This is a genomic window from Roseovarius sp. MBR-6, from assembly GCF_040547525.1.
Lineage (GTDB): Bacteria > Pseudomonadota > Alphaproteobacteria > Rhodobacterales > Rhodobacteraceae > Roseovarius.
In genome coordinates, this window is record NZ_JBEPPW010000017.1 from 20,656 (window position 1) to 43,382 (window position 22,727).

19 protein-coding genes are annotated in these 22,727 nt (G+C 65.0%); 9 read left to right on the forward strand and 10 right to left on the reverse strand.

Features of this window, described 5'->3' with window-relative positions; all coding sequences use genetic code 11:
- Nucleotides 1-80: 80 nt before the first annotated feature.
- Nucleotides 81-449 (reverse strand): MerR family transcriptional regulator, encoded by a 369-nt coding sequence (locus tag ABIE57_RS16760; protein WP_354540175.1) that lies wholly within the window; start codon nt 447-449, stop codon nt 81-83.
- 112 nt (nt 450-561) lie between these two features.
- Here ABIE57_RS16760 and ABIE57_RS16765 point away from each other — a divergent pair, with 112 nt between their 5' ends.
- The 3 genes from ABIE57_RS16765 to ABIE57_RS16775 are packed head-to-tail and all read left to right on the forward strand — an operon-like array spanning nt 562 to nt 2,814.
- Complete coding sequence (locus tag ABIE57_RS16765; protein ID WP_354540176.1) at nt 562-984, forward strand: PaaI family thioesterase; 423 nt, start codon at nt 562-564, stop codon at nt 982-984.
- Nucleotides 984-1,493, forward strand: coding sequence for a PaaI family thioesterase (locus ABIE57_RS16770; RefSeq protein ID WP_354540177.1), 510 nt, complete (start codon nt 984-986; stop codon nt 1,491-1,493). Before ABIE57_RS16765 ends, ABIE57_RS16770 begins: the two co-directional genes overlap by 1 nt.
- A complete protein-coding gene (locus ABIE57_RS16775; protein ID WP_354540178.1) occupies nt 1,486-2,814 on the forward strand; it encodes an MATE family efflux transporter in 1,329 nt (442 codons plus the stop codon). The genes ABIE57_RS16770 and ABIE57_RS16775 overlap by 8 nt, the downstream gene beginning before the upstream one ends.
- Here ABIE57_RS16775 and ABIE57_RS16780 read toward each other — a convergent pair.
- Nucleotides 2,798-4,423 (reverse strand): MFS transporter, encoded by a 1,626-nt coding sequence (locus tag ABIE57_RS16780; protein WP_354540179.1) that lies wholly within the window; start codon nt 4,421-4,423, stop codon nt 2,798-2,800. The genes ABIE57_RS16775 and ABIE57_RS16780 overlap by 17 nt on opposite strands.
- Entirely contained in the window at nt 4,420-5,094 is a 675-nt protein-coding gene (locus tag ABIE57_RS16785; RefSeq protein WP_354540180.1) for a thiamine diphosphokinase, read from the reverse strand. Before ABIE57_RS16785 ends, ABIE57_RS16780 begins: the two co-directional genes overlap by 4 nt.
- A 233-nt stretch (nt 5,095-5,327) precedes the next feature.
- Here ABIE57_RS16785 and ABIE57_RS16790 point away from each other — a divergent pair, with 233 nt between their 5' ends.
- The gene (locus ABIE57_RS16790) at nt 5,328-7,358 is read left to right on the forward strand and encodes a hypothetical protein (protein WP_354540181.1); all 2,031 of its coding nucleotides are present in this window, start codon (nt 5,328-5,330) and stop codon (nt 7,356-7,358) included.
- A gap of 96 nt (nt 7,359-7,454) precedes the next feature.
- Here the strand turns inward: ABIE57_RS16790 and ABIE57_RS16795 are convergent, their stop codons facing one another.
- From ABIE57_RS16795 to ABIE57_RS16810, 4 genes are all read right to left on the reverse strand, one after another.
- Complete coding sequence (locus ABIE57_RS16795) at nt 7,455-7,589, reverse strand: hypothetical protein (RefSeq protein WP_354540182.1); 135 nt, start codon at nt 7,587-7,589, stop codon at nt 7,455-7,457.
- A gap of 144 nt (nt 7,590-7,733) precedes the next feature.
- On the reverse strand, nt 7,734-8,132 hold the full coding sequence (mutT, locus tag ABIE57_RS16800; RefSeq protein ID WP_354540183.1) for an 8-oxo-dGTP diphosphatase MutT: 399 nt from the start codon (nt 8,130-8,132) through the stop codon (nt 7,734-7,736).
- On the reverse strand, nt 8,129-9,358 hold the full coding sequence (gene argJ / locus ABIE57_RS16805) for a bifunctional glutamate N-acetyltransferase/amino-acid acetyltransferase ArgJ (protein WP_354540184.1): 1,230 nt from the start codon (nt 9,356-9,358) through the stop codon (nt 8,129-8,131). The genes mutT and argJ overlap by 4 nt, the downstream gene beginning before the upstream one ends.
- 4 nt (nt 9,359-9,362) lie before the next feature.
- Nucleotides 9,363-10,211, reverse strand: a complete 849-nt coding sequence (locus ABIE57_RS16810) for a peptidylprolyl isomerase (protein WP_354540185.1) — start codon at nt 10,209-10,211, stop codon at nt 9,363-9,365.
- A 189-nt stretch (nt 10,212-10,400) separates the two neighbouring features.
- Here ABIE57_RS16810 and secA point away from each other — a divergent pair, with 189 nt between their 5' ends.
- From secA to ABIE57_RS16825, 3 genes are all read left to right on the forward strand, one after another.
- Nucleotides 10,401-13,097, forward strand: a complete 2,697-nt coding sequence (gene secA / locus ABIE57_RS16815; protein WP_354540186.1) for a preprotein translocase subunit SecA — start codon at nt 10,401-10,403, stop codon at nt 13,095-13,097.
- Between the two features lie 89 nt (nt 13,098-13,186).
- The gene (locus tag ABIE57_RS16820; RefSeq protein WP_354540187.1) at nt 13,187-14,140 is read left to right on the forward strand and encodes a hypothetical protein; all 954 of its coding nucleotides are present in this window, start codon (nt 13,187-13,189) and stop codon (nt 14,138-14,140) included.
- Between the two features lie 24 nt (nt 14,141-14,164).
- Nucleotides 14,165-15,727: a substrate-binding domain-containing protein gene (locus ABIE57_RS16825; RefSeq protein ID WP_354540188.1), complete on the forward strand. Its 1,563-nt coding sequence runs from the start codon at nt 14,165-14,167 to the stop codon at nt 15,725-15,727.
- 2 nt (nt 15,728-15,729) lie between these two features.
- Here the strand turns inward: ABIE57_RS16825 and radC are convergent, their stop codons facing one another.
- Genes radC through dnaK form a run of 3 tightly spaced genes read right to left on the reverse strand, consistent with a single transcriptional unit; the run spans nt 15,730 to nt 19,664 of the window.
- The gene (radC, locus tag ABIE57_RS16830) at nt 15,730-16,482 is read right to left on the reverse strand and encodes a RadC family protein (protein WP_354540189.1); all 753 of its coding nucleotides are present in this window, start codon (nt 16,480-16,482) and stop codon (nt 15,730-15,732) included.
- Between the two features lie 48 nt (nt 16,483-16,530).
- The gene (gene dnaJ, locus ABIE57_RS16835; protein WP_354540190.1) at nt 16,531-17,691 is read right to left on the reverse strand and encodes a molecular chaperone DnaJ; all 1,161 of its coding nucleotides are present in this window, start codon (nt 17,689-17,691) and stop codon (nt 16,531-16,533) included.
- Between the two features lie 59 nt (nt 17,692-17,750).
- A complete protein-coding gene (dnaK, locus tag ABIE57_RS16840; protein ID WP_354540191.1) occupies nt 17,751-19,664 on the reverse strand; it encodes a molecular chaperone DnaK in 1,914 nt (637 codons plus the stop codon).
- A 342-nt stretch (nt 19,665-20,006) separates the two neighbouring features.
- On the opposite strand from dnaK, the gene ABIE57_RS16845 reads away from it, so the two are divergent.
- The gene (locus tag ABIE57_RS16845; protein ID WP_354540192.1) at nt 20,007-22,094 is read left to right on the forward strand and encodes a YjbH domain-containing protein; all 2,088 of its coding nucleotides are present in this window, start codon (nt 20,007-20,009) and stop codon (nt 22,092-22,094) included.
- Nucleotides 22,091-22,699, forward strand: a complete 609-nt coding sequence (locus tag ABIE57_RS16850; RefSeq protein ID WP_354540193.1) for a YjbF family lipoprotein — start codon at nt 22,091-22,093, stop codon at nt 22,697-22,699. The genes ABIE57_RS16845 and ABIE57_RS16850 overlap by 4 nt, the downstream gene beginning before the upstream one ends.
- Nucleotides 22,700-22,727: the final 28 nt, after the last annotated feature.

Below are 22,727 nucleotides of genomic sequence, written 5' to 3' on the forward strand. Positions count from 1 at the left end.
CGCTACGTCACGTCACTTTTAAATTGACGTAAGATCAAGAAAGGTAAACCGATGCGCGGCGCAATTATCTTGCCGCTACGTCACCCCAGACTCGCCTCGGTGTCGTCGCGCAGCTTGCGCAATTCGTCCATGGCGTCGTCGATCTGGGCGCGCTGTTCGGCCAGCTCGGCAAGCTGCCGGTTGGCCAGTGCGATCCAGTGGCGCATCTGCGCCTCGGTGCCTTCTTTTTCATAGATGAGCAGCCATTGCCGGATCTCCTCGAGCGCAAAACCGAATTTGCGGCCCCGCAGGATGAGCGTCATGCGCGCGCATTCGCGCGGGCCATACCAGCGGGCGCGCCCGTCGCGTTCGGGTCGCAAAAGCTCGATATACTCGTAATAGCGCAACGTGCGCGGCGTCACATCGAAGCGCGTGCACATCTCCTTGAAGGACAGTCGCTTGTCGGACATTCCCCCCTCCCTTTGAAGGAAGGTTAGGGCCAAGTCCCGGTTTGCGCAACAGCCACCCTTGCCCCCGCGCCGATTTGCCCGCCATAAAGGGCGAGAGCGAGGCGGAGGCGAGATGGAAAGCCAGAAGGACAGGATCGCACGGCAGTTCATGGAGGCGCTGCCGCACGCGCGCGCGCTCGGGATGCGGTTGACGCTTCTGGAGGAGGGGCAGGCGCGGATCGAGATGGATTACGATCCGCGATTCGTTGGCGACCCCGAGACGGGCGTGATTCACGGCGGCGCGGTCTCGGCGCTGATGGATACGTGCTGTGGTGCCGCAGCGATGAGCCATCCCGACGCCCCCGGCGGCACCGCGACGATTGATCTGCGCATCGACTACATGCGCCCCGCTACGCCGGGCCAGACGATCCGGGCCGAGGCCGAATGCTATCACATCACCCGCTCGGTGGCCTTCGTGCGCGCCCGTGCGATGGACGATGACGCGGCCCTGCCCGTTGCCACCGCCACCGGCGCCTTCACCGTGGAGGGCAAGTGATGGCGCGGCCCCGTCCCGAACCGGTGCAGGTGGTCAAGCAGCGCCGCGATGCCGCCCTCAAGGCGCTTGTGGATGGCGTCCCCTATATCGGCTTTCTCGGTGTCGGGTTCGAGCGGCGCGGCGACGAGCTGACCGCGATCATGCCGTTCGAGGAAAAACTCATCGGCAATCCGCTGCTGCCCGCGCTTCATGGCGGCGCGACGGCGGCGTTTCTGGAGATCACGGCAATCATCGGGCTGAGCTGGGCCACGCTCTGGGAAGAGATCGAGAGCGGCGCGGTCGATCCCCGGACGCTGACCGAAGGCCGCCTGCCGCGCCTGCCCAAAACCATAGATTTCACCGTTGATTACCTGCGCTCCGGCCTGCCGCGCGATGCCTATGCGCGCGCGCAGGTCAACCGCTCCGGCCGTCGCTATGCCAGCGTCCATGTCGAGGCGTGGCAGGACAATCATGCGCGCCCCTTCGCGCAGGCCACCGGGCATTTCGTCATGCCGCGCCGCGATGGCTGAGGCGGCCCGGCCCGTCACCCATGGCCGGGTCCTGAAAATCGCCATTCCCATCGTCATCTCCAACGCCACCGTGCCGATCCTTGGCGCGGTGGATACCGGCGTGGTGGGGCAATTGGGGCTGGCGGCACCCATCGGGGCGGTGGGGCTGGGCGCGATCATCCTGACGGGCGTCTACTGGGTGTTCGGCTTTTTGCGCATGGGCACGACGGGGCTGACCGGTCAGGCGCTCGGCGCGGGGCAGGGGGGTGAGGTGGCGGCGCTGCTCACGCGCGCGCTCATGATCGGGTTTGCGGGCGGTGTCGCGGTCATCGCGCTGCAATGGCCGCTTTTCGCGGCGGCGTTTCTTGTCGCCCCCGCCAGCGCCGAGGTCGAGGGCATGGCGCGCGGCTACATGGCCATCCGCGTCTGGTCCGCGCCCGCGATGATCGCACTTTACGGCGTCACCGGCTGGCTCATCGCGCAGGAACGCACACGCGCCGTGCTCGGTATTCAGGTGCTGATGAACGGGCTCAACGTGGGCCTTGATCTGTGGTTCGTCCTTGGCCTCGGCTGGGGTGTCGAAGGCGTGGCGCGCGCCACCGTGATCGCCGAATGGGGCGGGCTGGCGCTTGGCCTCTGGTTTTGCCGCGCGGCCTTCGGCGTGCCCGCATGGCGCGACTGGCCGCGCGTGTTCGACCGCGCGCGCCTGCGCAACATGGCCTCGGTCAATGGTGATATCCTGCTGCGCTCGCTCATGTTGCAGGCGATTTTCGTCTCTTTCCTCTTTCTCGGCGCGGGTTTCGGCGATGTGACGCTCGCGGCCAATCAGGTGCTGTTGCAGTTTCTCAATATCACCGCCTATGCGCTCGACGGCTTTGCCTTCGCCGCCGAGGCGATTGTCGGTCAGGCCTATGGCGCGCGCGCGCTCGCCATCCTCCGGCGCGGCGCGCTTTTGTCGAGCTTCTGGGGCTTTGTGATCTGCCTGGGCATCGCGGCGGGCTTCGCACTCTTTGGCGGCGCGATCATCGACCTGATGACAACCGCGCCCGAGGTCCGTGAGCAGGCACGCCGCTTCTTGCCCTATACCGTGGCCGCACCCCTGCTGGGCTTGGCACCTTTCATGCTCGACGGCATCTTCATCGGGGCGACCCGCTCGCGCGACATGCGCAACATGATGGCGTTGAGCCTTGCGGTCTATGTCGCGGCGGTTGCCGCGATGGTGCCGACCTTGGGCAATCACGGCCTCTGGCTGGCGCTGCTCATCAGCTTTGTTGCGCGCGGCATCACGCTGGGCCTGCGTTACCCGGCATTGGAGCGGGGGATGGTCAGTCCACGCTCCTGAGCCGGGTGCGTTGCACCAGCGCCACTGCGAGCAGCGGCAGGGCGACGGTCAGGCCGCTCACGATCAGGATCAGAACGCCCAACTGGCTGTAATCGGCGGGGGTTGTGACCGCGCCGCTCACCGGGTCCCGCACCTCGCGCGTCACCACCAAAACCTGGTTGAGATACTTGGTGAAAAGCGAACTGGCCGACAGCGCCAGATTGGTGAACGACGCCATCACGGCAAAGAATGTGGCCTTGAGATCGGGCGGCGCGTTGCGCGCGATCCAGGCCAGCATCGGGATCATCGCGATCTGGCCCAGGGGCGATTCGAGCGCGGTATCCATGACCGCGATGAAGCGCGCGTCGACCACGCCCCCGGTGAGTGGTGCGGTGATGTCCTGAATGCCGTAATACAGCCCGATATTGGGCAGCGACAGCACCCCGCCCGCCACGGTCAGGATCACGATGATATAGACGATCGTGTGATTGGCGATGAGCGGGCGCAGGATGACCATGCCGACAAGGGTGAGCATCGAGGCAATGAGCGACAGAACCGAAAGGAACTGCTGATCGAACCCCAGTGCATCTATGGCAAACCAGGTATAGCCGTCGCCGACCCGTGGCACCGCGCGATAGATGAAGATGAGGAGCGCCGTGCCGATGAGCGTGCGCGCCTGCGCCACCGGCAGCACCGCCACAAGCTGACGCATGAGCAAGAGCACGATCGCCATCGACCCGGCAAAGATGATCTCCTGCCCGAAGGGAATATCGCTCAGCCCGATGGTGAGAGAGAGCGCGACAAACCCCGCACCGCCGACGAAATACCACGGGTTCGGCGTGGTCTCCTCGCCCGGCTGCTCAAAAAGCGCGTCGGCCTCGGCCTCGGTCAGGCCCCGCCCCAGAAGCCCCCGGCGCGCGCGCCATTTCTGCACGCCCGCCAGGATCACGCCCGAGACCGAGACCAGCGGAATCGCCAGCGCCGCAAGGTAAATACTGGCGTAGACCGCGCGCTTGCCGTCGGCATCCAGCGCCTCGATCCCCGAGAACATCGTGATGTTGAGCAGCGCCACCGCCACCGTGCCGCTGATCAGCGCGAAGCGCCCCAGCGTCTGCATCGTGGTATGCAGCGCGCGCGAGGTCTCGGGGGTGAGCGGCGCGCCGGTCTCGTCAAATCGCGGCACCGCCTCGACCGACATGGCATCGGCCACCGCATCCTGAATCACAAGGCCCGTCGGCGCCAGCAGGTAGGAGGTCACATACCACGCGCCCATCGGCATGATCGCGGTCATCATGCCGGTCTGCGTGAGCAACAGATACATGATGAAAACCGACAGCCCGATCAGCCCCGCGCCCAGATAGACCAGCAGCCATTTCCACCGCCACATGATATCGACCAGATGGCCGAGCGGCATCTTGAGGGCCCAGGGCAGTCCCGCCCAGAAGGCCAGGCCGGCAAGGAAAGCCGCCGAGAGGTCAAGATATTCCTTCACGAAAAAGGTGCCCACGATCATCGTCAGCCCCGAGAACCCGGCGGCGAAATAGACCATCAGCGGCGGCAGGAAGGTCCAGCGCATTTGCCGCGCAAGATCAAAGAGGACGGCATCGATCCAGCGGGCGGCGGCGCTCATGCGGCCCCCCATGTCGCCGGGGCGGCCTGAAGCGCGGGTGCGACCAGGTCGAGTGTCTCGGCGGGCAGGATCACCAGAAGTTTGGGCGCGGTCACCTCGAGCCGCACCGGGCCTTCGGCAATATTCGAGGTGCCGATGCGCCCGTCAGGAGCCAGGCGCAGCCCGCTAATGGGCCAGCGCAACCCGTCCGAGGCCCCCTCGACCGCGCCCATCGGAAAAAGCGACACGCGGCACCCGGCCTCAAGCGGGAGTGACAGGGCAGGCGGGCACAGAAACATGAGATCCACCTCCCCCAGCAGGATGCAGCGCTGCGCGGCGTGGCGCACGAGTGCCGTGCAGGCGGCCATCTGATGATCGAGCCGGTCGCCGGTAAATCCCACCCCGATCAACAGCGGCGCGCCGACATGGGCAAGACATTTCTCGAAATCGGTCGTGTCCTGATCCGCCATCGGGTGCAGGACGCTATCGGGCAGGCGGGCGCGCGCCACCGCACTGATACTGTCGAAATCACCGATCACCGCGCGCAGACTCAACCCCGCCGCCAGCGCGGTATCGGCCCCGCCATCGGCGGCCACCACCTGCGACGCATGGCTCAACGCAGCGCTCAGCCGTTCAGGCGCGACCGTGGCCCCGCCGATAAGCGCAATTGGCTGATTTTCGCGAACAATCATTATCTGATGGCCGTTATCGTTGCCTTAACTCTTCTGATGTCACATTCCGACCACGAAATGATACTGTAAAGATCGAAGAATCGGGCCGCTTTAGACGCGGAGTTCATGGTAAACACTGTCTTTGCAGGCAAGCAAAGCGAGCTATTCACATGGTAGGTTCAAGCAAGATACTTACAGTCTCCTACGGCACGTTTTCGTGCACGTTGGAAGGTTTCGACGATTCATTCGATACGATGAAGGCGATTGCAGAGTATTTCCGCGATCTCGCCGCCGATGACCGCTATTTCGGGGCCGAACCGCCGACACCGGATGCCGAGATGCTGGCGCGCATCGCCGAGCGTGAAATCGCACGCCGGGTCGAGGCGCACGAGCATCAGGGCCGGATCGTGCTCCGGGCGCAGGACGGGGCCACGCCCATGTCTGCCCTTGCGGGCACCGCGGCGCTTGCCCCGTCCGGGTCGCGTCCCGGGGCTGCGGCCGAGACCGACAGTCGGCCCGAGGCTGGCGCGCCCGCGGCGGGGACATCAGAGGCAGAGAAGGCCGCGCCGGACGCTGCGCCCGATGTCGCTGACCTGCCCGCGAATATGGCCGAGGACCCTGCGCAGGACATGACCGACGCCCCCGAAGCCGCCCCCGAACCCGAGGGCGTTGCGGATATCGCTGGTGCGGCTGGCGACGCAGACGAAGATGCGCCCGAGGCAGAGTGGCTTGCCGAGCGCGAAAGCCGCGCCGCGCCGCAGGATCTTGCCGCGAAGCTGGACCTGATCCGCTCGGTTGTCGGTGCGGACGAGCAGTATAGCGAAGATGAGCACGCGCAGGATTTTGTCGAGCCGGACCCGGTGGATACGTCGCTTTGGCCCGATGCGGCCGCGCCGGTCTCCGAGGTGATGGACGCCTCGGAGGACCGCGTGGATGACGAGCCGGAGACAATGGACGGTCCGATCTGGACAGAAATGCCTGACGCGGCCATGACGGATGCGCCGGAGCCGGAGGCCCGTGATCCTCAGGACGAGGCGACCCTGACGGAGGCCGCGCCGGAGGTGTCAGGGGAGGCCGTTCGTTGGGAGAGCTTCGAGGACGAGGATGAGAATGACACGGCGGTGCTGACGGCCTTTGACGATGGCGCGCTCACTGCTGACGATTTGAGCGCGGTCGACGCGCCCGAAACCATGAAAGACCCCGAAGCCGCAGACGATACGGCGTTCGAGGACACCCTTGCCGCGCTCATGGCGGATGCCGGGGTGCCAGCGATCGAAGCGCCAGAGGCCGAACGTGCAGAGGACGACGCAGAGACTTCGTCTCCCGATACCGTGCGCCCTGCGCGTGTGCTCAAGGTCAAGCGATCCGATTTCGAGGCGGCGCGCGCCGAGGGTCTCTTCGAGGAGACGGGCGAGGACGAGATCGACCAGGACGACGGCCCGACGGGCAACATATTCGATGAGGATGACAGCCCGCTCAGCGCCGAGGAAGAGGCGGATCTGCAACGCGAACTGGCCGCGCTTGACGCCGAACTCGGCGATGAAACCGGTGAGGCCGATCAGCCCGACGCCATGCAAGAGCCGGAGACCGTCGCGGACAGATCCGAGCGCGTCAAGTTCGAGGATGTCGCCAGGGAAAACGACCTCGCGCGGATTTTCGACGAGGCCGATACCCAGATGGCCGCCCCCGAGACCAGCCGCCGCCGCAACACCATCCAGCACCTGCGTGCAGCCCTGGCTGCGACCCGCGCGGAAAAGGACGCCGGCGCGGACCTGACCCGCAAGCCGGATGCCAATCCGTATCGCGGCGATCTGGCCGCCGCCGTGCGCCCGCGCCGCCCCGAGGCGCTTGCCGCGCCCGCGCGCAGCGCGCGCCCCGAAGAGCCGCGCGCTGCCCCGCTCAAGCTGGTTGCCGAACAGAGGGTGGACACCCAACGCGCGCCGGTGCAACCGCGCCGCATCACCACACAGAAACCCGAGGTTCTGGAGGCGGTCGAGGGCGGGTTTTCGGAGTTTGCCGAAGAACTTGGCGCCACCGCGCTGCCCGATCTGCTGGAAGCGGCCGCAGCCTATCTCGCCGATGTCGAGGGCCGCACGCAGTTTTCGCGCCCGATGCTCATGGGCAAGCTGAGGGAAGTCGACGAGGAAGGGTTCTCCCGCGAAGAAGGGCTGCGCTCATTCGGCAAGCTTCTGCGCGAAGGCAAGTTGCAAAAACTGTCGGGCGGGCGCTTTGCCGTCACCGAGGAAACCGAGTTTCGGGCCGAGGCGCGTCGCCGGGCCGGATGAGCGCATGAGCGTAAAGCCGATGACGGTCTAGAACAAGGCAGGCCGGGCGCGTTTCCCGGCCTGCTTTACTGTGGTGTTCCCGTGATCAGATGCCGTTCAGGTGGCGCGCGACACCGGGCGTCCGGTGTAGACCCGCGCGCCGACGCGCACCTGCATCAGGCCGTTGGCGAGCAAGCGCACGAAAATGCCCTGAATGGACACGGCCGTGCCGAGTTGGATGGTGCGAAACATGATCTCCCCCCGATCATGGTGAACATATCCCCGTGTGACAGCACGAAACCCCGTTCACCTGTCCCGAGTGTGACAAGTCTGTTGCAATGATCAATACAATTTCGCGCGATGGGACGAATTGACCACGATCAAACAGGCGTGCACTCAAAGCCAGTCGCGCAGAATCGGGATCAGCGGCAGATCGGCGGGGGGCATGGGATAGGTGCGCAACTCCTGCGCGCGCACCCATTTGAGCGCTTGGCCCTCGCGCCCCTGCGGGGTGCCCTCCCATTTGCGGCAGGCGAAAAGCGGCATGAGCAAATGAAAATCGGCATAGCTGTGGCTGGCAAAGGTCAGTGGCGCAAGGCAGGACGCCCAGGTGCCGATCCCCAACTCCTCATGCAACTCGCGGATCAGGGCCGCCTCGGGCGTCTCGCCCGGCTCGACCTTGCCGCCGGGAAATTCCCACAGCCCCGCCATGGATTTGCCCATCGGCCGCTGCGCCAGCAGCACGCGCCCGTCCACGTCGATCAGCGCCACCGCCGACACCAGAATGGTTTTCACGAGCGATAATCCGCGTTGATCTCGATATAGCCGTGGGTCAGATCGCAGGTCCAGACCCGCGCCGTGCCCCCGCCAAGGCCCAGATCGACATGGATCACGATGCTCTCGCTCTTCATGTAGGCGGCGGCCTTTCCCTCGTCATGCGCGGGGCTGACCTCGCCGTCGCGCGCCACTTCGTGGGTGCCGAACCAGATCGAGAGCCTATCCCGGTCGGCCCGCGCGCCGGATTTGCCGACCGCCATGACGACGCGGCCCCAGTTGGGATCCTCGCCCGCGATGGCGGTCTTGATCAGCGGTGAATTGGCGATGGATTTGGCGTGGATATGTGCCTCGGCATCCGAGGCGGCACCGGTCACCGAGACCTCGACGAATTTCGTCGCCCCCTCGCCGTCGCGCACCACCTGATGCGCGAGATCAAGCATGACCCGGCGCAGCGCCTCCATGAAACCGACGTTGTTTTCCGTCGCGCGCACGCCCGAGGCACCGGTCGCCGCCATCAGAAGCGTGTCGGAGGTGGAGGTGTCGCTATCGACGGTGATACAGTTGAAGGTGGTGCGGTTGAGGGCGCTCACCATGTCCTGCAACACCGCCTGCTCCATCGCGGCATCGGTGAAGATGTAGACCAGCATCGTCGCCATGTCGGGCGCGATCATGCCGGAGCCCTTGGCAATGCCGGCGATGTGCACGCTCTGCCCGTCAATGGCGATGGTCTCGCCCGCGCCCTTGGGAAAGGTGTCGGTGGTCATGATCGCGCGCGCGGCGGCGTCGATTCCGCCCGGCGCAAGACGGTCCGCCAGATCGTCGATGCAGGCGGTGATGCGCGCGTGGGGCAGCGGCTCGCCGATCACGCCGGTGGAAGAGGTAAAGACCCGCGCCGCCGGTATCCCGAGCCGCTCGGCCACGGTCCCTGTCACCGCCTCGACCGAGGCCACGCCGCGCCGCCCGGTAAAGGCATTGGCATTGCCCGAATTGACGAGGATCGCCGCACCGGGGCCGGGATCGCCGCCGATCTTGGCCTGACAATCCAGCACCGCCGCCGAGCGCGTGGCCGAGCGGGTGAACACCCCGGCCATGGCCGTGCCCGGCGCGAGGCTGACCAACAGAACATCGGTGCGGCCCTGATAGCGCACCCCCGCCTGCGCCGTCGCAAAGCGCACACCGCCGATTTCCGGCAGGTCGGGAAAGGCGGCGGGTGCCAGAGGCGAAAGCGGCGCGGGCTTGCCCATGGCGTCAGTTCTCCAGAAGGTCGAGCCGGTTGATCAGCTCGGGATTGGCGGCATCGCCTGCGGCGCGCTCGATCGTTGTGCCTGCTTCGAGCGTGGCGAGATAGGCTTCGAAGGCCTGCCGCTGAATCTCGTCCGTCAGATCAAGCCGCACCTCGTCGAGGGTCGGGCGCTCCTTGATCCGGGTCTCGTTGAGTTGAATGACATGCCACCCGAACTGGGTCTGCACCGGGGCCGAGACCTGACCCACCTCAAGCGCGGACACCGCGTCGAAGAATTCCGGCACCATCACGCCGTCGGCGAACCAGCCAAGCTCGCCACCAGAGGGGCCGGAGGGCCCGACCGAATGCGCTTGCGCCAGCGCGGCGAAATTCGCGCCGCCCTCAAGCTCGGTCACAAGCTTTGCAGCCTCTTCCTCGGTTTCGACAAGGATATGGGCGGCGCGATACTCGGTCTCGTCCTCGGCATTGGCGAATTCGGCCTCATAGGCAGCTTGCAGCGCCTCTTCGGTCACCGCATCGCCGGTCACGCGGGTGATCACCTCGGCGGCAAGGATCGCGCGGCGCTCGTTCTCGAGCCGCAACTGCGCAAGTTCCGACGGCTCACCGTCGAGCGCCTGCATCAGCAGGGTCTGCTGCACGAGCTGATCAAGCACGCCCTTGAACAGAACCTCGGGTGGAACCTGATTGTATTGCTCGGGCAGGCTCGCCCGCAGCGCAAGGACATGGCCAAGGGTGATCTCGGTCCCGCCCACCGTGGCCAGCACGGTCTCGCGCGAGGTTGTATCCTGTGCCGTCGCGGGCGCGCCAAACGCGAGCGCGGCAACCGCGACCGTGGAAAGAAACTGTCGGAACATCAGGCCATCCTTTATCCAAAGAGCCGCAGCGCCGTCCAGGCACGCGACGTTGACACTTCTCGGGCTGCCGCTTACATCGCCTTGAGTTGTGGCGCGCGGGGCCGATCCGTGCCCGTTCTAGGGCGCAGGCGCAGGCGGGGCAAGCGATTGCCGGTCACGAACGGATAAAACGGCGGGAACGGACAGAACATGCTGGGTATTGGATCGATTGCCAGAAAGGTGTTTGGCACGCCGAACGACCGCAAGATCAAGGCAACCCGCCCGCTGATCGCGCAGATCAACGCGCTCGAGCCGGAATTCGCGGCGCTGAGCGATGCCGGGCTGATCGAGAAAACCGAAGAGTTCCGCAAGCGCATTGCCGGCGGCGAAGGTCTTGACGCGCTTCTGCCGGAGGCCTTCGCCAATTGCCGCGAGGGCGCGCGCCGCGCGCTCGGCCTGCGCGCCTTCGACGTGCAGCTGAAGGGCGGGATATTCCTGCATCAGGGCAATATCTCGGAGATGAAGACCGGTGAGGGCAAGACGCTTGTCGCCACCTTGCCTGCCTATCTCAACGCGCTTTCGGGCAAGGGCGTGCATGTCGTCACGGTGAACGATTATCTTGCCAAACGCGATGCCGAATGGATGGGCAAGGTCTTTGCCGCGCTCGGCATGACCACGGGCGTGGTCTATCCGCAGCAGCCGGAGCATGAGAAGAAGGCCGCCTATGCCGCCGATGTGACCTATGCCACCAACAACGAGCTTGGTTTCGACTATCTGCGCGACAACATGAAATCTTCGCTCGAGGACATGAACCAGCGCGGGCACAATTTCGCCATCGTGGACGAGGTGGACAGCATCCTCATTGACGAGGCGCGCACGCCGCTGATCATTTCCGGCCCCAGTCAGGACCGCAGCGAGCTTTACCAGACCATCGACACGGTGATCCCCGAGTTGCAGGACGACCATTTCAAACTCGACGAAAAGACCCGCTCGGTCACCTATACCGACGAGGGCAACGAGTTTCTCGAACAGCTTCTGCACGCGCGCGGCCTCTTGCCCGAGGGGCAGTCGCTTTATGACCCCGAGAGCACCACGATCGTTCACCACGTCAATCAGGGCCTGCGCGCGCACAAGCTCTTTCACAAGGACAAGGAATACATCGTCCGTGGCGGCGATGTGGTCCTCATTGACGAGTTCACCGGCCGGATGATGGCGGGGCGTCGGCTGTCGGACGGGCTGCATCAGGCGATCGAGGCCAAGGAGGGCTGCCCGATCCAGCCCGAGAACGTGACCCTCGCCAGCGTCACTTTCCAGAACTATTTCCGCCTCTACGACAAGCTTGCCGGCATGACCGGCACCGCCCTGACCGAGGCCGAGGAATTTGCCGAAATCTACGGACTTGGTGTGGTCGAGGTGCCGACCAACCGCCCCATCGCCCGAATCGACCAGGATGATGCCGTCTATCGCACCGCGCGCGAGAAATTCGAGGCCATTGTCGAAGAGATCCGCGAGGCCCATGTCAAGGGACAGCCGATTCTCGTCGGCACGACCTCGATCGAGAAATCCGAGATGCTGAGCGGACTGCTCACGCAGGCCAGGATCCCGCATAACGTGCTCAACGCGCGCCAGCACGAAAAAGAGGCGCAGATCATTGCCGATGCGGGCAAGCTCGGGGCGGTGACGATTGCCACCAACATGGCCGGACGCGGCACCGACATCAAGCTTGGCGGCAATGTCGAGTTCAAGATCATGGAGGCCATCGCCGCCGATCCGGACGGTGATCCCGAGGCGATCCGGACCCGGATCGAAGAGGAACACGCCGCTGACGAGGAGGCCGTGAAACAGGCGGGCGGGCTCTTCGTGCTCGCCACCGAACGCCACGAAAGCCGCCGCATCGACAACCAGTTGCGCGGGCGCTCGGGCCGTCAGGGCGATCCGGGCAAATCCGCCTTCTTCCTCAGCCTCGAAGACGACCTGATGCGCATTTTCGGCTCTGAACGGCTGGAAAAGGTGCTCTCGACCCTCGGCATGAAAGAGGGGGAGGCCATCATCCACCCTTGGGTGAACAAATCGCTGGAACGCGCGCAGGCCAAGGTCGAGGGGCGCAATTTCGACATCCGCAAGCAGTTGCTGAAATTCGACGACGTGATGAACGAACAGCGCAAGGTGATCTTCAAGCAGCGTCTCGACATCATGAAGGCCGAGGATCTGAGCGGCATCATCGGCGATATGCGCGGCGAGGTCATCGCCGATCTGGTCGATGAATTCATGCCACCCAAAAGCTATGCGGATCAATGGGATACCGAAGGTCTGCGCGACGCTGTGCGCGAGCGGCTCAACATGGATCTGCCGGTGGTGGACTGGGCCGCCGAAGAGGGCGTGGACGACGAGGTGATCATCGAACGGCTCGACCGCGCCGGCAACGAGATGATGGCCGCCAAGGCCGCGCAATTCGGCCCCGAGACCATGCGCATGATCGAAAAGCAGATGCTCTTGCAGACGATCGACGCCAAGTGGCGCGATCACCTGCTGACGCTGGAACATCTGCGCTCTGTGGTCGGCTTCCGCAGCTATGCGCAGCGCGATCCGCTCAACGAATACAAGACCGAGGCGTTCCAGCTCTTCGAGGCGATGCTCGACGGTCTGCGCGCCGATGTGACGCAGAAATTGTCACAGATACGGCCCATGACCGAGGACGAACAGACCGCGCTCATGCGCGATCTGGCGCAGCAACGCGCGGCGATGGAGGCGGCGGCAACGGTGCCTGCGGACGACGCCGCGTTTCCCGATGCGATCCCCGGTTTCGACGAGGCGGATACCGCCACATGGGGCAATCCGGGGCGCAACGATGCCTGCCCCTGCGGCTCGGGCAAGAAGTTCAAACATTGCCACGGGCGGCTTGCCTGACGGCCTGATTGTGTCCGTGATCGTGCCACGGTCAGGCCTTTTTTAACGCCTATCCCTCATGCTGTCCTTTTACAGGCATGGAGGGCATGATGGCCCAGATCAGACGGTATATCGTGGCTGGCGGCACGCTCGCCTGCGCGCTTGGAATAGCTTTTTTCATGCAGTCCGGGCAGGGTTCGGCCCCGGTTGCCCCGCAACAGGCGTCCGTCGTGGTGGAGCCTCCGGTGGAAATCACGCAGATCGAGCTGACCGCCGCGCCGGCCCTGCCGTCGATGCCCGCGCCAGAGGTGTTGCCCGGCGCGTCGGCCACGCGCGTCGTGGCGCGTGACATGCCCCTGCCGGACACTCTGCCGATGGAGGAGGCTGCCCCCGGTTTCACCTGCGAGGTGGCGATGAGCGCGACGGTGCTCGACGCGGCGATGGTGCGTCTCGATATCGAAGCCCCGTGTCAGCCGAGTGCGCGGTTCACCCTGCACCACACCGGCATGATGGTCTCGGGCCTCACCAATGCGCAGGGCTACGGCTGGATCACGGTGCCCGCGCTTGCCGAGGCGGCGGTGTTCATCGCCTCCTTCGAGGGGGGAGAGGGGGCCGTGGCCACGGCGCAGGTGCCGGACCTGTCGGACTATGACCGATTCGTCGTGCAATGGAACGGCGATGCCGAGAGCCTGCGGCTCCACGCGCTTGAATTCGGGGCCGATTTCGGCGATCCTGGCCATGTCTGGAGCGGGGCCGCCTCGAATGACGCAGATGGTGTGCTCGTGCGCCTCGGGGCGGATATGCTTTCCCCTGCCTTTCGCGCTGAAATCTATTCCTTCCCGACGGCGAACGCTCTGCGCGACGGCGCTGTCACTCTGCGGCTGGAGGCCGAAGTGACCGACGCCAATTGCGGCCGCGAGCTTGAGGCACAAAGCCTGAGCCTCGGGGCGACCGGGCGGCTCAGCGTGCTCGATGTCGTTCTGGCGATGCCCGATTGCGCCGCCTTGGGCGAGTTTCTCGTGTTGCAAAACCTCTTTGATGACCTGAAGATCGCGCAGAATTGACGGTGCGGCTTCAGGGGGCAGAGCATGGCGGGACTGCGGGCGGCCAGCCTCGCTGCGGTATTGGTCTGGGTAATGGGGGGGACGCTTGCCGCGCAGGATGTCACGCTGCGGTCGCATGACGGCACGGTAGAGATCGACGGCGATCTTCTCGGCTATGACGGCGAGTTCTACCGCGTGGACACCGCCTATGGCGAGTTGACGGTCGATGGCTCGGGCGTCACCTGCGAGGGGCCGGGCTGCCCGGATCTTCAGGCTTTCGTTGCGCGTCTCGTGGCCTCAGGCGCGCCCAGCATCGGGCGTGTGCTCATGCCGGCCCTGCTCGAGGCTTTCGCCATCCGCGATTCCTATCACCTCAAGCGTCATGATGCCGGGCCGGATCTGCTGCATTTCACCCTGCATCCGGCACAGGATCCCGAGACCGTTCTGGGCGATTTCCGGTTCCGGCTGACCAATTCCGCCGAGGGTTTTGCCGATCTTCTGGCCAACGAGGCCGATATTGCCATGACCCTGCGCGAGGCGCAGCCCGACGAGCGTGCGCATGCGCGCGCGGCGGGTCTCGGCGATCTGACGCAGCCCGGACGCCTGCGTGTGCTGGCGCTCGACGCCCTCATCCCCGTGGTTGCCCCCGCCAACCCGGTGCAAGGGCTGAGCCTGCGCCAACTGCGTGACGTGCTATCGGGCAAGATCGTCAGTTGGGCCGATCTGGGTGGGGTCGATGCGCCCATCGACCTGCATCTCTGGGCCGCCGATACCGGCCTCGGTCAGGCCAGCCTCGATCAGATGCTGGCCATGGACGCGCGCAGCGTGCCGGAACGCACCACCTGGCACCGCGACGGGCCTGCGCTGGCCGAGGCGGTCTCGGCCAATCCCTTCGCACTTGGCCTCACCGCCCGCTCGGAACAGGGCCCGACCTGGGAGGTGTCGCTTACAGGCGCGTGTGGCTTTGCGCTGCGCGCGCATCGCCGCACCGTCAAGACCGAGGATTACCCGCTTACCGCGCCCTTGTTCCTCTACCTGCCCGCGCGCCGGATGCCCAAGCTCGTCCGCGATTTTCTCGCCTATCTGCGCGATCCGTCCGCGCAACTGGTGATCCGCCGCGCGGGTTTTGTCGATCAGTCGCCCGAGGAGATCGAGATCAACGCGCAAGGCGACCGCTTTGCCAATGCCATCGCGCAGGCGGGACCGGAGGTCGGGCTGGACGAATTGCAACGCATGGTGGGCCTGCTCGCGCCGCTCAGGCGGCTGACCACCACATTCCGCTTCGAGACCGGCTCGACCCGCCTTGATGCGCAATCGCGCTCCAACGTGGAGCAACTCGCCGCCGCGCTGGAACTGGGGCTTTATGACAACCGTCGGCTTGTTTTCGTGGGATTTTCCGACGGGCAGGGTCCGGCGGCTGCCAATCGCCAGATCGCCCTGCGCCGGGCAGAGGCGGTGCGCGACGCGGTCACGCGCGCCGCAGAGACGGCGCGTCTCGACCGGATCGACCTTGCGGTCGATGCCTTCGGCGAAGCGATGCCGATGGCCTGTGACGATACGGACTGGGGGCGGCAGGTCAACCGGCGCGTCGAGGTCTGGGTCCGCTGAGGTCACAGATAGCCCGCTGCGCGAAAGCTGACCTCGGCGGATTTACCGATCACCACATGGTCATGCAGCACCAGCCCGAGGGCCTCTGCCGCGCGCTGCACCTCGGTGGTCATCGAGATATCCGCCTGCGAGGGCGTGGGGTCGCCCGAGGGATGATTATGCACGAGGATGAGGGCGCTTGCGTCCAGCAACAGCGCGCGCTTGACCACCTCGCGCGGATAGACCGGAACGTGATCGACCGTGCCGCGCGCCTGTTCCTCGTCGGCGATGAGCACGTTCTTGCGGTCGAGATAGAACACCCGGAACTGTTCGGTGCCGCGATGCGCCATGCTGGCACGGCAATAGGCGATGAGCGCGTCCCATGAGGAAATCACCGGTCGTCCGATCACCCGCGCCTGGGCCAGACGATGCGCGGCCGCCTCTACCACCTTCAACTCGGTCACGACGGCGGGACCGACCCCGGCCACCTCCGACAGGCGCACGGGCGGGGCGGAGATCACGCCGCTGAAATCGTCGAACCGGTCAAGGAGCGCGCGCGCCAGCGGTTTCACGTCACGGCGCGGAATGGCCCGGAAAAGCACCAGTTCGAGCAACTCGTAATCCGGCATCGCCGCCGCCCCGCCGCCGAGAAACCGCGCGCGCAATCGGCTGCGGTGGTCGCGGATATAGGACGGTAGCCGCTCCGGCTCCGGTCCGGCGGGGGCCGCTTCGAAGAGCGGCAAGGACAGGTCGTGAAAGGCGCGCGGCGTGTTCATGACCCGGTTATCGCACCGGGGCCTTAGCAAAACGTTAACGCGCGCCCGTCAGCTTTTCATCGAGTCCCAGAAACTGCGGACAGAGGAAAAGAACGTGTTGCTTTTCGGGTTGTTATCCTCGCTCAACGCTTCGAATTCGCGCAACAATTCCTTTTGCCGCGCGGTGAGGTTCACCGGCGTCTCCACGGCAAGCTCGATCATCATGTCGCCTTGTGGGCCACCGCGCAGCGCAGGCATTCCCTTGCCGCGCAGGCGCATCTGGCGCCCCGATTGCGAGCCCGCCGGGATCGTCACGCGCGAGCGCCCGCCGTCGATCGTCGGCACCTCGATGTCACCGCCGAGCGCGGCCTTGGTCACCGAGACCGGCACGCGGCAATAAAGGCTGGTTTCCTCGCGCTCGAATATCTCGTGCGGGGCCACCTCGATGAAGATGTAGAGATCGCCCGCCGGACCGCCGCGCATCCCGGCCTCACCCTCACCCGAGAGACGGATGCGGGTGCCGGTCTCGACGCCCGCAGGGATATTGACGCTCAGCGCGCGTTCCTTCGCCACGCGGCCCTGGCCCTGGCAGGACGTGCACGGGTTCTTGACGATCTGACCAAGCCCGCCGCAGGTGGGGCAGGTGCGCTCGACGGTGAAAAAGCCCTGCTGCGCGCGCACCTTGCCCATGCCTGAACATGTCGGGCAGGTTACGGGCTGTGCGCCGCCCTCGGCCCCTGTCCCGTCGCAGGCGTCGCAGGTTGCGGCACTTGTGACCTTGATGGTTTTTTGCAGGCCCGAGAATGCTTCTTCCAGCGTCACGCGAAGGTTGTAGCGCAGGTCTGCGCCGCGTGCCGCGCGTTGTCGCCCGCCACCGCGCCCGCCGCCCATGAAATCGCCGAAAAGATCGTCGAACACGTCGGAAAAGGCCGAGGCGAAATCGCCCTGGCCGGGTCCGCCGCCGAATCCGCCGCCGGGCCGCGGACCGCCACCTCCCATGCCCCCCTCGAAGGCGGCATGGCCGAATCGGTCATAGGCGGCCTTCCTGTCGGGGTCCTTGAGCACGTCATAGGCTTCGCCCGCCTCCTTGAAGAGACGTTCGGTGTCGGGGTTGTCCTTGTTGCGGTCGGGATGCAGGTCCTTGGCCTTCTGGCGGTAGGCCTTCTTGATCTCGTCCGCCGAGGCACCCCGCTTGAGCCCGAGCACCTCGTAATAATCGCGTTTGGCCATCGGGGAACTCCTTCAAACGATGCCGGGGCCGCGTGGGCCCCGGCTCGCAGGCTGTGGCCTCAGCGGCGCTTGTCGTTGTCGAGATCCTCGAAATCGGCGTCTACGATGTCGTCCTCGCCGGGGCCTGCATCGGTGGCCTTGATCTCGTCCTCGTCCATCTGCTGACCGGCCTTGTAGATCGCCTCGCCCAGCTTCATCGACGCCTCGGCGACGTTCTGAATGCCGGACTTGATCTTGTCGGCGCTGGCATCCTCTTTCTCGAGGTCATCCTTGAGCGCGGCGATGGCAAGTTCGATCGCCTCGACCGTGGTCGGGTCAACCTTGTCGCCATGCTCCGCGATGGATTTCTCGGTCGAGTTGATGAGGCTCTCTGCCTGGTTGCGGGCCTCGACAAGCTCGCGCCGGGCCTTGTCGGACTCGGCGTTTTCCTCGGCCTCGCGCACCATGCGTTCGATATCCTCATCCGAAAGGCCGCCCGAGGCCTGGATGGTGATCTTCTGTTCCTTGTTGGTGCCCTTGTCCTTGGCCGAGACCGAGACAATGCCGTTGGCGTCGATGTCGAAGCTCACCTCGATCTGCGGCATGCCGCGCGGGGCGGGCGGGATGTTTTCAAGGTTGAACTGGCCGAGCATCTTGTTGTCTGCGGCCATCTCGCGCTCGCCCTGGAAGACGCGGATCGTCACGGCGCTCTGGTTGTCCTCGGCGGTGGAGAAGATCTGCGACTTGTTGGTGGGGATCGTCGTGTTGCGGTCGATGAGCCGCGTGAATACCCCGCCCAGCGTCTCGATCCCGAGCGAAAGCGGGGTCACGTCGAGCAGCACCACGTCCTTGACATCGCCTTGCAGAACGCCGGCCTGAATGGCGGCGCCCATGGCCACCACCTCGTCAGGGTTGACGCCCTTGTGCGGCTCACGTCCGAAGAACTTGGTGACTTCCTCGATCACGCGCGGCATCCGTGTCATGCCGCCCACGAGCACGACCTCGTCAATCTCCGACGCCGTGATCCCGGCATCCTTGAGCGCAGCCTTGCAGGGCTTGAGCGAGGCGGCGATGAGATCGCCCACCAGGCTTTCAAGCTTGGCACGGGTCAGCTTGACGACCATGTGCAGCGGCTGACCGTTGGCTCCCATCGAGATGAACGGCTGGTTGATCTCGGTCTGGCTGGCGCTCGAGAGTTCGATCTTGGCCTTCTCGGCGGCTTCCTTGAGCCGTTGCAGCGCCATCTTGTCCTTGGTCAGATCGACGCCATGCTCTTTCTTGAACTCGTCGGCAAGGTAGTTGACGATCCGCATGTCGAAATCCTCACCCCCGAGGAAGGTGTCCCCGTTGGTGGATTTCACCTCGAAGAGGCCGTCGTCGATTTCAAGAATGGTCACGTCGAAGGTGCCGCCGCCAAGGTCGTAGACCGCGATCGTGTGCGTATCCTTCTTGTCGAGGCCATAGGCCAGCGCGGCCGCCGTCGGCTCGTTGATGATGCGCAGCACTTCAAGCCCGGCGATCTTGCCTGCGTCCTTGGTGGCCTGACGCTGGGCGTCGTTGAAATAGGCAGGCACGGTGATGACGGCCTGCGTCACCTCTTCGCCAAGATAGCTCTCGGCGGTTTCCTTCATCTTGCCGAGAATGAAGGCGGAAATCTGGCTTGGCGAATATTTCTCGCCGCGCGCCTGAACCCACGCGTCGCCATTGCCGCCATCGACCACGGCGAAGGGCATGTTCTTCTTGTCCTTGGCGAGGTCGACATCGTCCGCACGCCGACCGATCAGGCGCTTGACGCCGAAAATGGTGTTCTCCGGGTTGGTGACGGCCTGCCGCTTGGCGGGCTGGCCGACGAGCCGCTCGCTCTCGGTGAATGCGACGATGGAGGGGGTGGTGCGCGCCCCTTCGGAATTTTCGATCACGCGGGCCTGGCTGCCATCCATGATGGCGATGCAGCTATTGGTGGTTCCGAGGTCAATACCGATGACTTTGGCCATGTTTTCGATCCCTTCTTCTTCAGGCGATGTGGCGAGGAGCGGACCCGTTACGGCATCCGGCCCCCGGTTGGCAAGCGGCGGCGATATGGCCTCGCCGTCGCGTATCCCGGCGTATATAGGCGGGGGGTCTGGCCCCTGCAAGCACCGCAAGCCGCGCCTTTCGCTCAATTTTGGCGAAACAGTCCTGCAAAGGGGTGCGTCCCGCGCGGCCCCGTTCTGTGACCGATGTGCCATAGCCGAGCACACCCCCTCGTTTCGATCAACTTCACGTGTTCCAATCCGTGAAGTTTCTGCTAAGCCGTCGCCATGGGTTGGACGCAAAAAACCAGTGTCGCCGGGGCGATGATCGGAGCGCTTTGCGCGACCGCTGCTATTCCCGAGGAGAAATCGCCACGCGTAGACACCGGCTACAACAGCTACGGCTATCCGGGCATGATCGACATGCCTGTGGCCCACAGCCGCCCCGATGGCGAACTGGCCTTCAGCATCAGTTCCTTTGCCGGTCAGACCCGCAACACGCTCACCTTTCAGATGACGCCCCGGCTTTCGGGAAGCTTTCGCTACAGTCGCCTGGAGGACTTCCCGGTCACCGGCGGCACGACGACCAATTTCGACCGCAGTTTCTCGGTGCATTTCCGCTTTGCGGATGAAACCGATTGGCGCCCGGCTTTCGCGGTCGGGCTGAACGATTTTCTGGGCACCGGTATCTACTCTTCGGAATATATCGTGGCGACCAAGACAATCGGAGAGCGCCTGCGCGTCACCGGCGGTCTTGGTTGGGGACGTTTGGGCACCGACGGTGGTTTCAAGAACCCTCTTTCCATCTTCAATGACCGTTTCGAGACGCGTCCCGCGCGTGATACCGGGCAAGGCGGTGATGTTGATTCGCAGCAATTCTTCCGGGGCGATGCCGCATTTTTTGGCGGCGTCGAGTGGCAGGCGACCGACAAGCTCAAGCTGACGGCGGAATATTCCTCGGATGCGCACCCGGACGAAGACCCGTTCGCCTTCGAACGGGAAAATCAGTTCAATTTCGGAGCGACCTACAAGATCGGGCCGATGACGGATGTCTCGGTGCGCTGGCTTTACGGCAGCGAATTCGGTGTGCAGCTCTCGACCGCCGTAAATCCGAAAAACCGGCCCAATGACGGTGGACGGGATCCCGCACCGCCGCCGGTGCTGCTGCGGGACGCCGCCCCGGTTGCGGCCCTTTCCTGGGCGGGCAACATCGAGCAAAGCGCGGGCTACAGCACCCGGGTCGCAGCGGCGCTTGAAGGGCAGGGGGTGCGGCTGCACGGCTTTTCCATGGCGGGCAAGACCGCGCGCGTCGAGATCGAGAACCTTGCCTATCCGCAGGACGCACAGGCCGTCGGACGCACCGCGCGTGTGCTCTCGCGGCAATTGCCGCCACAGATCGATCAGTTCGACATCGTGCTTGTCACCAATGGAATGCCGGTCACGTCGCTGGCCATCGCGCGCGCCGACATGGAAACGCTTGAACACGATCTCGACGGCGCATGGAAGAGCTTTGCCCGCGCGCGGCTCTCCTCGCCGACCGATCCGGTCGCGCCGCTCGATGAGCGCTATCCCCGCTTTGAATGGAACCTCAAGCCTTACCTGATGACCAGCCTATTCGATCCCGATGACCCATTGCGCGCCGATGTCGGGGCAGAGTTGCGCGTGCTTTTCGAGGCGGCCCCGGGGCTGGAATTCGGCGGTGCGCTGCGCAAGCGGGTCGTCGGCAATCTCGACGAATCCACCCGGCCGTCCGACTCGGTCCTGCCGCGTGTGCGCAGTGAGTTCAACCGCTTCGATCAGGAGGGCGACCCGACGATCCCCGATCTGACGGCGGCCTACTACTTCAAGCCGGGTGAAAATCTCTATGGTCGCGTGACCGGCGGGTATCTCGAACGGATGTTCGGTGGAATTTCCGGCGAGCTGCTGTGGAAGCGCACGGACAGCCCCTTCGCCCTCGGGGCCGAGATAAACTACGTGAAACAGCGCGATTTCGATCAGCTTTTCGGGTTTCAGGATTATGACGTCGCCACTGGCCACGTGTCCGCATATCTCCAATTGGGGGGCGGGTTTCACGCGCAGGTCGATGCCGGACGCTATCTGGCCAAGGACTGGGGCGCAACATTCTCGCTTGACCGCGAATTCGGCAACGGATGGAAGGTTGGGGCTTTTGCGACCTTCACGGAGGTGTCTTTCGACGATTTCGGCGAAGGCTCTTTCGACAAGGGCATTCGCATCACGATTCCCATTTCATGGATCACCGGCGAGCCGAACAAGACCGATTACAGCACGACGATACGCCCGCTGTTGCGCGATGGCGGGGCGCGGCTCGATGTCGGCGGGCGGCTTTACGAGCGGGTGCGCCCGCTGCAAAAGCCGGCCCTTCAGGATGGCTGGGGGAGGTTCTGGCGATGATGGCGCGTTCTCCCTTGCGCGCGGGCGTCGCGGCTCTGGTGGCCGCGCTGGCGCTGGGCGGCTGCGACCAGGCAATGCGCGGGGCGCTGGGTTCGCTCGATCTGGCCGGCAATGTCGCCGCTGTGCAGCCGCAGCTTATCGGAGACGAGCGGCTTGACGTGGTCATTCCCGCAAGAGAGGCACGGGCGCGCCTCGGTCCGGTTGCGCGCACCGGCGATGTCACGGTCTGGCAGACGCTTGACGGGATCACCCTCGCCATGCGGCAAGGTGTGCTGGTCGCCACGCGCGGGCTTGGCGATGATCTGATGTCGGCGGAGGTGGATGGCGTTCTGGCGCTGTTGCGCGGTGCGGCGGGCGAAGGCCCGGTGCCGCATATCCGCTCGCGCCTCGATGGCGAGGACCGCACCGAGTTCCGCAGCTACCAGTGCAAGCGCGATGCCGGGGTGCCCGATGCCGGGCTGCGCCGCGTCGAGGTGCTGTGTATTTCGCCACAGGACCGCTTTACCAATACCTACTGGCTGAATTCCGCCGGTGCCGTGATCCGATCGCGCCAATGGATCAGCCCCGCGTTGGGTCATCTGGAATCGACGCGGATATCGGGATAAACAAAGTCATGGATTGTCGGAGAATGCA

Excerpts from the sequence above, each read along its gene's own strand:
- ABIE57_RS16760 (WP_354540175.1), bottom strand. The coding sequence starts at position 449 with ATGTCCGACAAGCGACTGTCCTTCAAGGAGATGTGCACGCGCTTCGAT.
- ABIE57_RS16765 (WP_354540176.1), top strand. The coding sequence starts at position 562 with ATGGAAAGCCAGAAGGACAGGATCGCACGGCAGTTCATGGAGGCGCTG.
- ABIE57_RS16770 (WP_354540177.1), top strand. The coding sequence starts at position 984 with ATGGCGCGGCCCCGTCCCGAACCGGTGCAGGTGGTCAAGCAGCGCCGC.
- ABIE57_RS16775 (WP_354540178.1), top strand. The coding sequence starts at position 1,486 with ATGGCTGAGGCGGCCCGGCCCGTCACCCATGGCCGGGTCCTGAAAATC.
- ABIE57_RS16780 (WP_354540179.1), bottom strand. The coding sequence starts at position 4,423 with ATGAGCGCCGCCGCCCGCTGGATCGATGCCGTCCTCTTTGATCTTGCG.
- ABIE57_RS16785 (WP_354540180.1), bottom strand. The coding sequence starts at position 5,094 with ATGATTGTTCGCGAAAATCAGCCAATTGCGCTTATCGGCGGGGCCACG.
- ABIE57_RS16790 (WP_354540181.1), top strand. The coding sequence starts at position 5,328 with ATGAAGGCGATTGCAGAGTATTTCCGCGATCTCGCCGCCGATGACCGC.
- ABIE57_RS16795 (WP_354540182.1), bottom strand. The coding sequence starts at position 7,589 with ATGTTTCGCACCATCCAACTCGGCACGGCCGTGTCCATTCAGGGCATT.
- argJ (WP_354540184.1), bottom strand. The coding sequence starts at position 9,358 with ATGGGCAAGCCCGCGCCGCTTTCGCCTCTGGCACCCGCCGCCTTTCCC.
- ABIE57_RS16810 (WP_354540185.1), bottom strand. The coding sequence starts at position 10,211 with ATGTTCCGACAGTTTCTTTCCACGGTCGCGGTTGCCGCGCTCGCGTTT.
- secA (WP_354540186.1), top strand. The coding sequence starts at position 10,401 with ATGCTGGGTATTGGATCGATTGCCAGAAAGGTGTTTGGCACGCCGAAC.
- ABIE57_RS16820 (WP_354540187.1), top strand. The coding sequence starts at position 13,187 with ATGGCCCAGATCAGACGGTATATCGTGGCTGGCGGCACGCTCGCCTGC.
- ABIE57_RS16825 (WP_354540188.1), top strand. The coding sequence starts at position 14,165 with ATGGCGGGACTGCGGGCGGCCAGCCTCGCTGCGGTATTGGTCTGGGTA.
- radC (WP_354540189.1), bottom strand. The coding sequence starts at position 16,482 with ATGAACACGCCGCGCGCCTTTCACGACCTGTCCTTGCCGCTCTTCGAA.
- dnaJ (WP_354540190.1), bottom strand. The coding sequence starts at position 17,691 with ATGGCCAAACGCGATTATTACGAGGTGCTCGGGCTCAAGCGGGGTGCC.
- dnaK (WP_354540191.1), bottom strand. The coding sequence starts at position 19,664 with ATGGCCAAAGTCATCGGTATTGACCTCGGAACCACCAATAGCTGCATC.
- ABIE57_RS16845 (WP_354540192.1), top strand. The coding sequence starts at position 20,007 with ATGATCGGAGCGCTTTGCGCGACCGCTGCTATTCCCGAGGAGAAATCG.
- ABIE57_RS16850 (WP_354540193.1), top strand. The coding sequence starts at position 22,091 with ATGATGGCGCGTTCTCCCTTGCGCGCGGGCGTCGCGGCTCTGGTGGCC.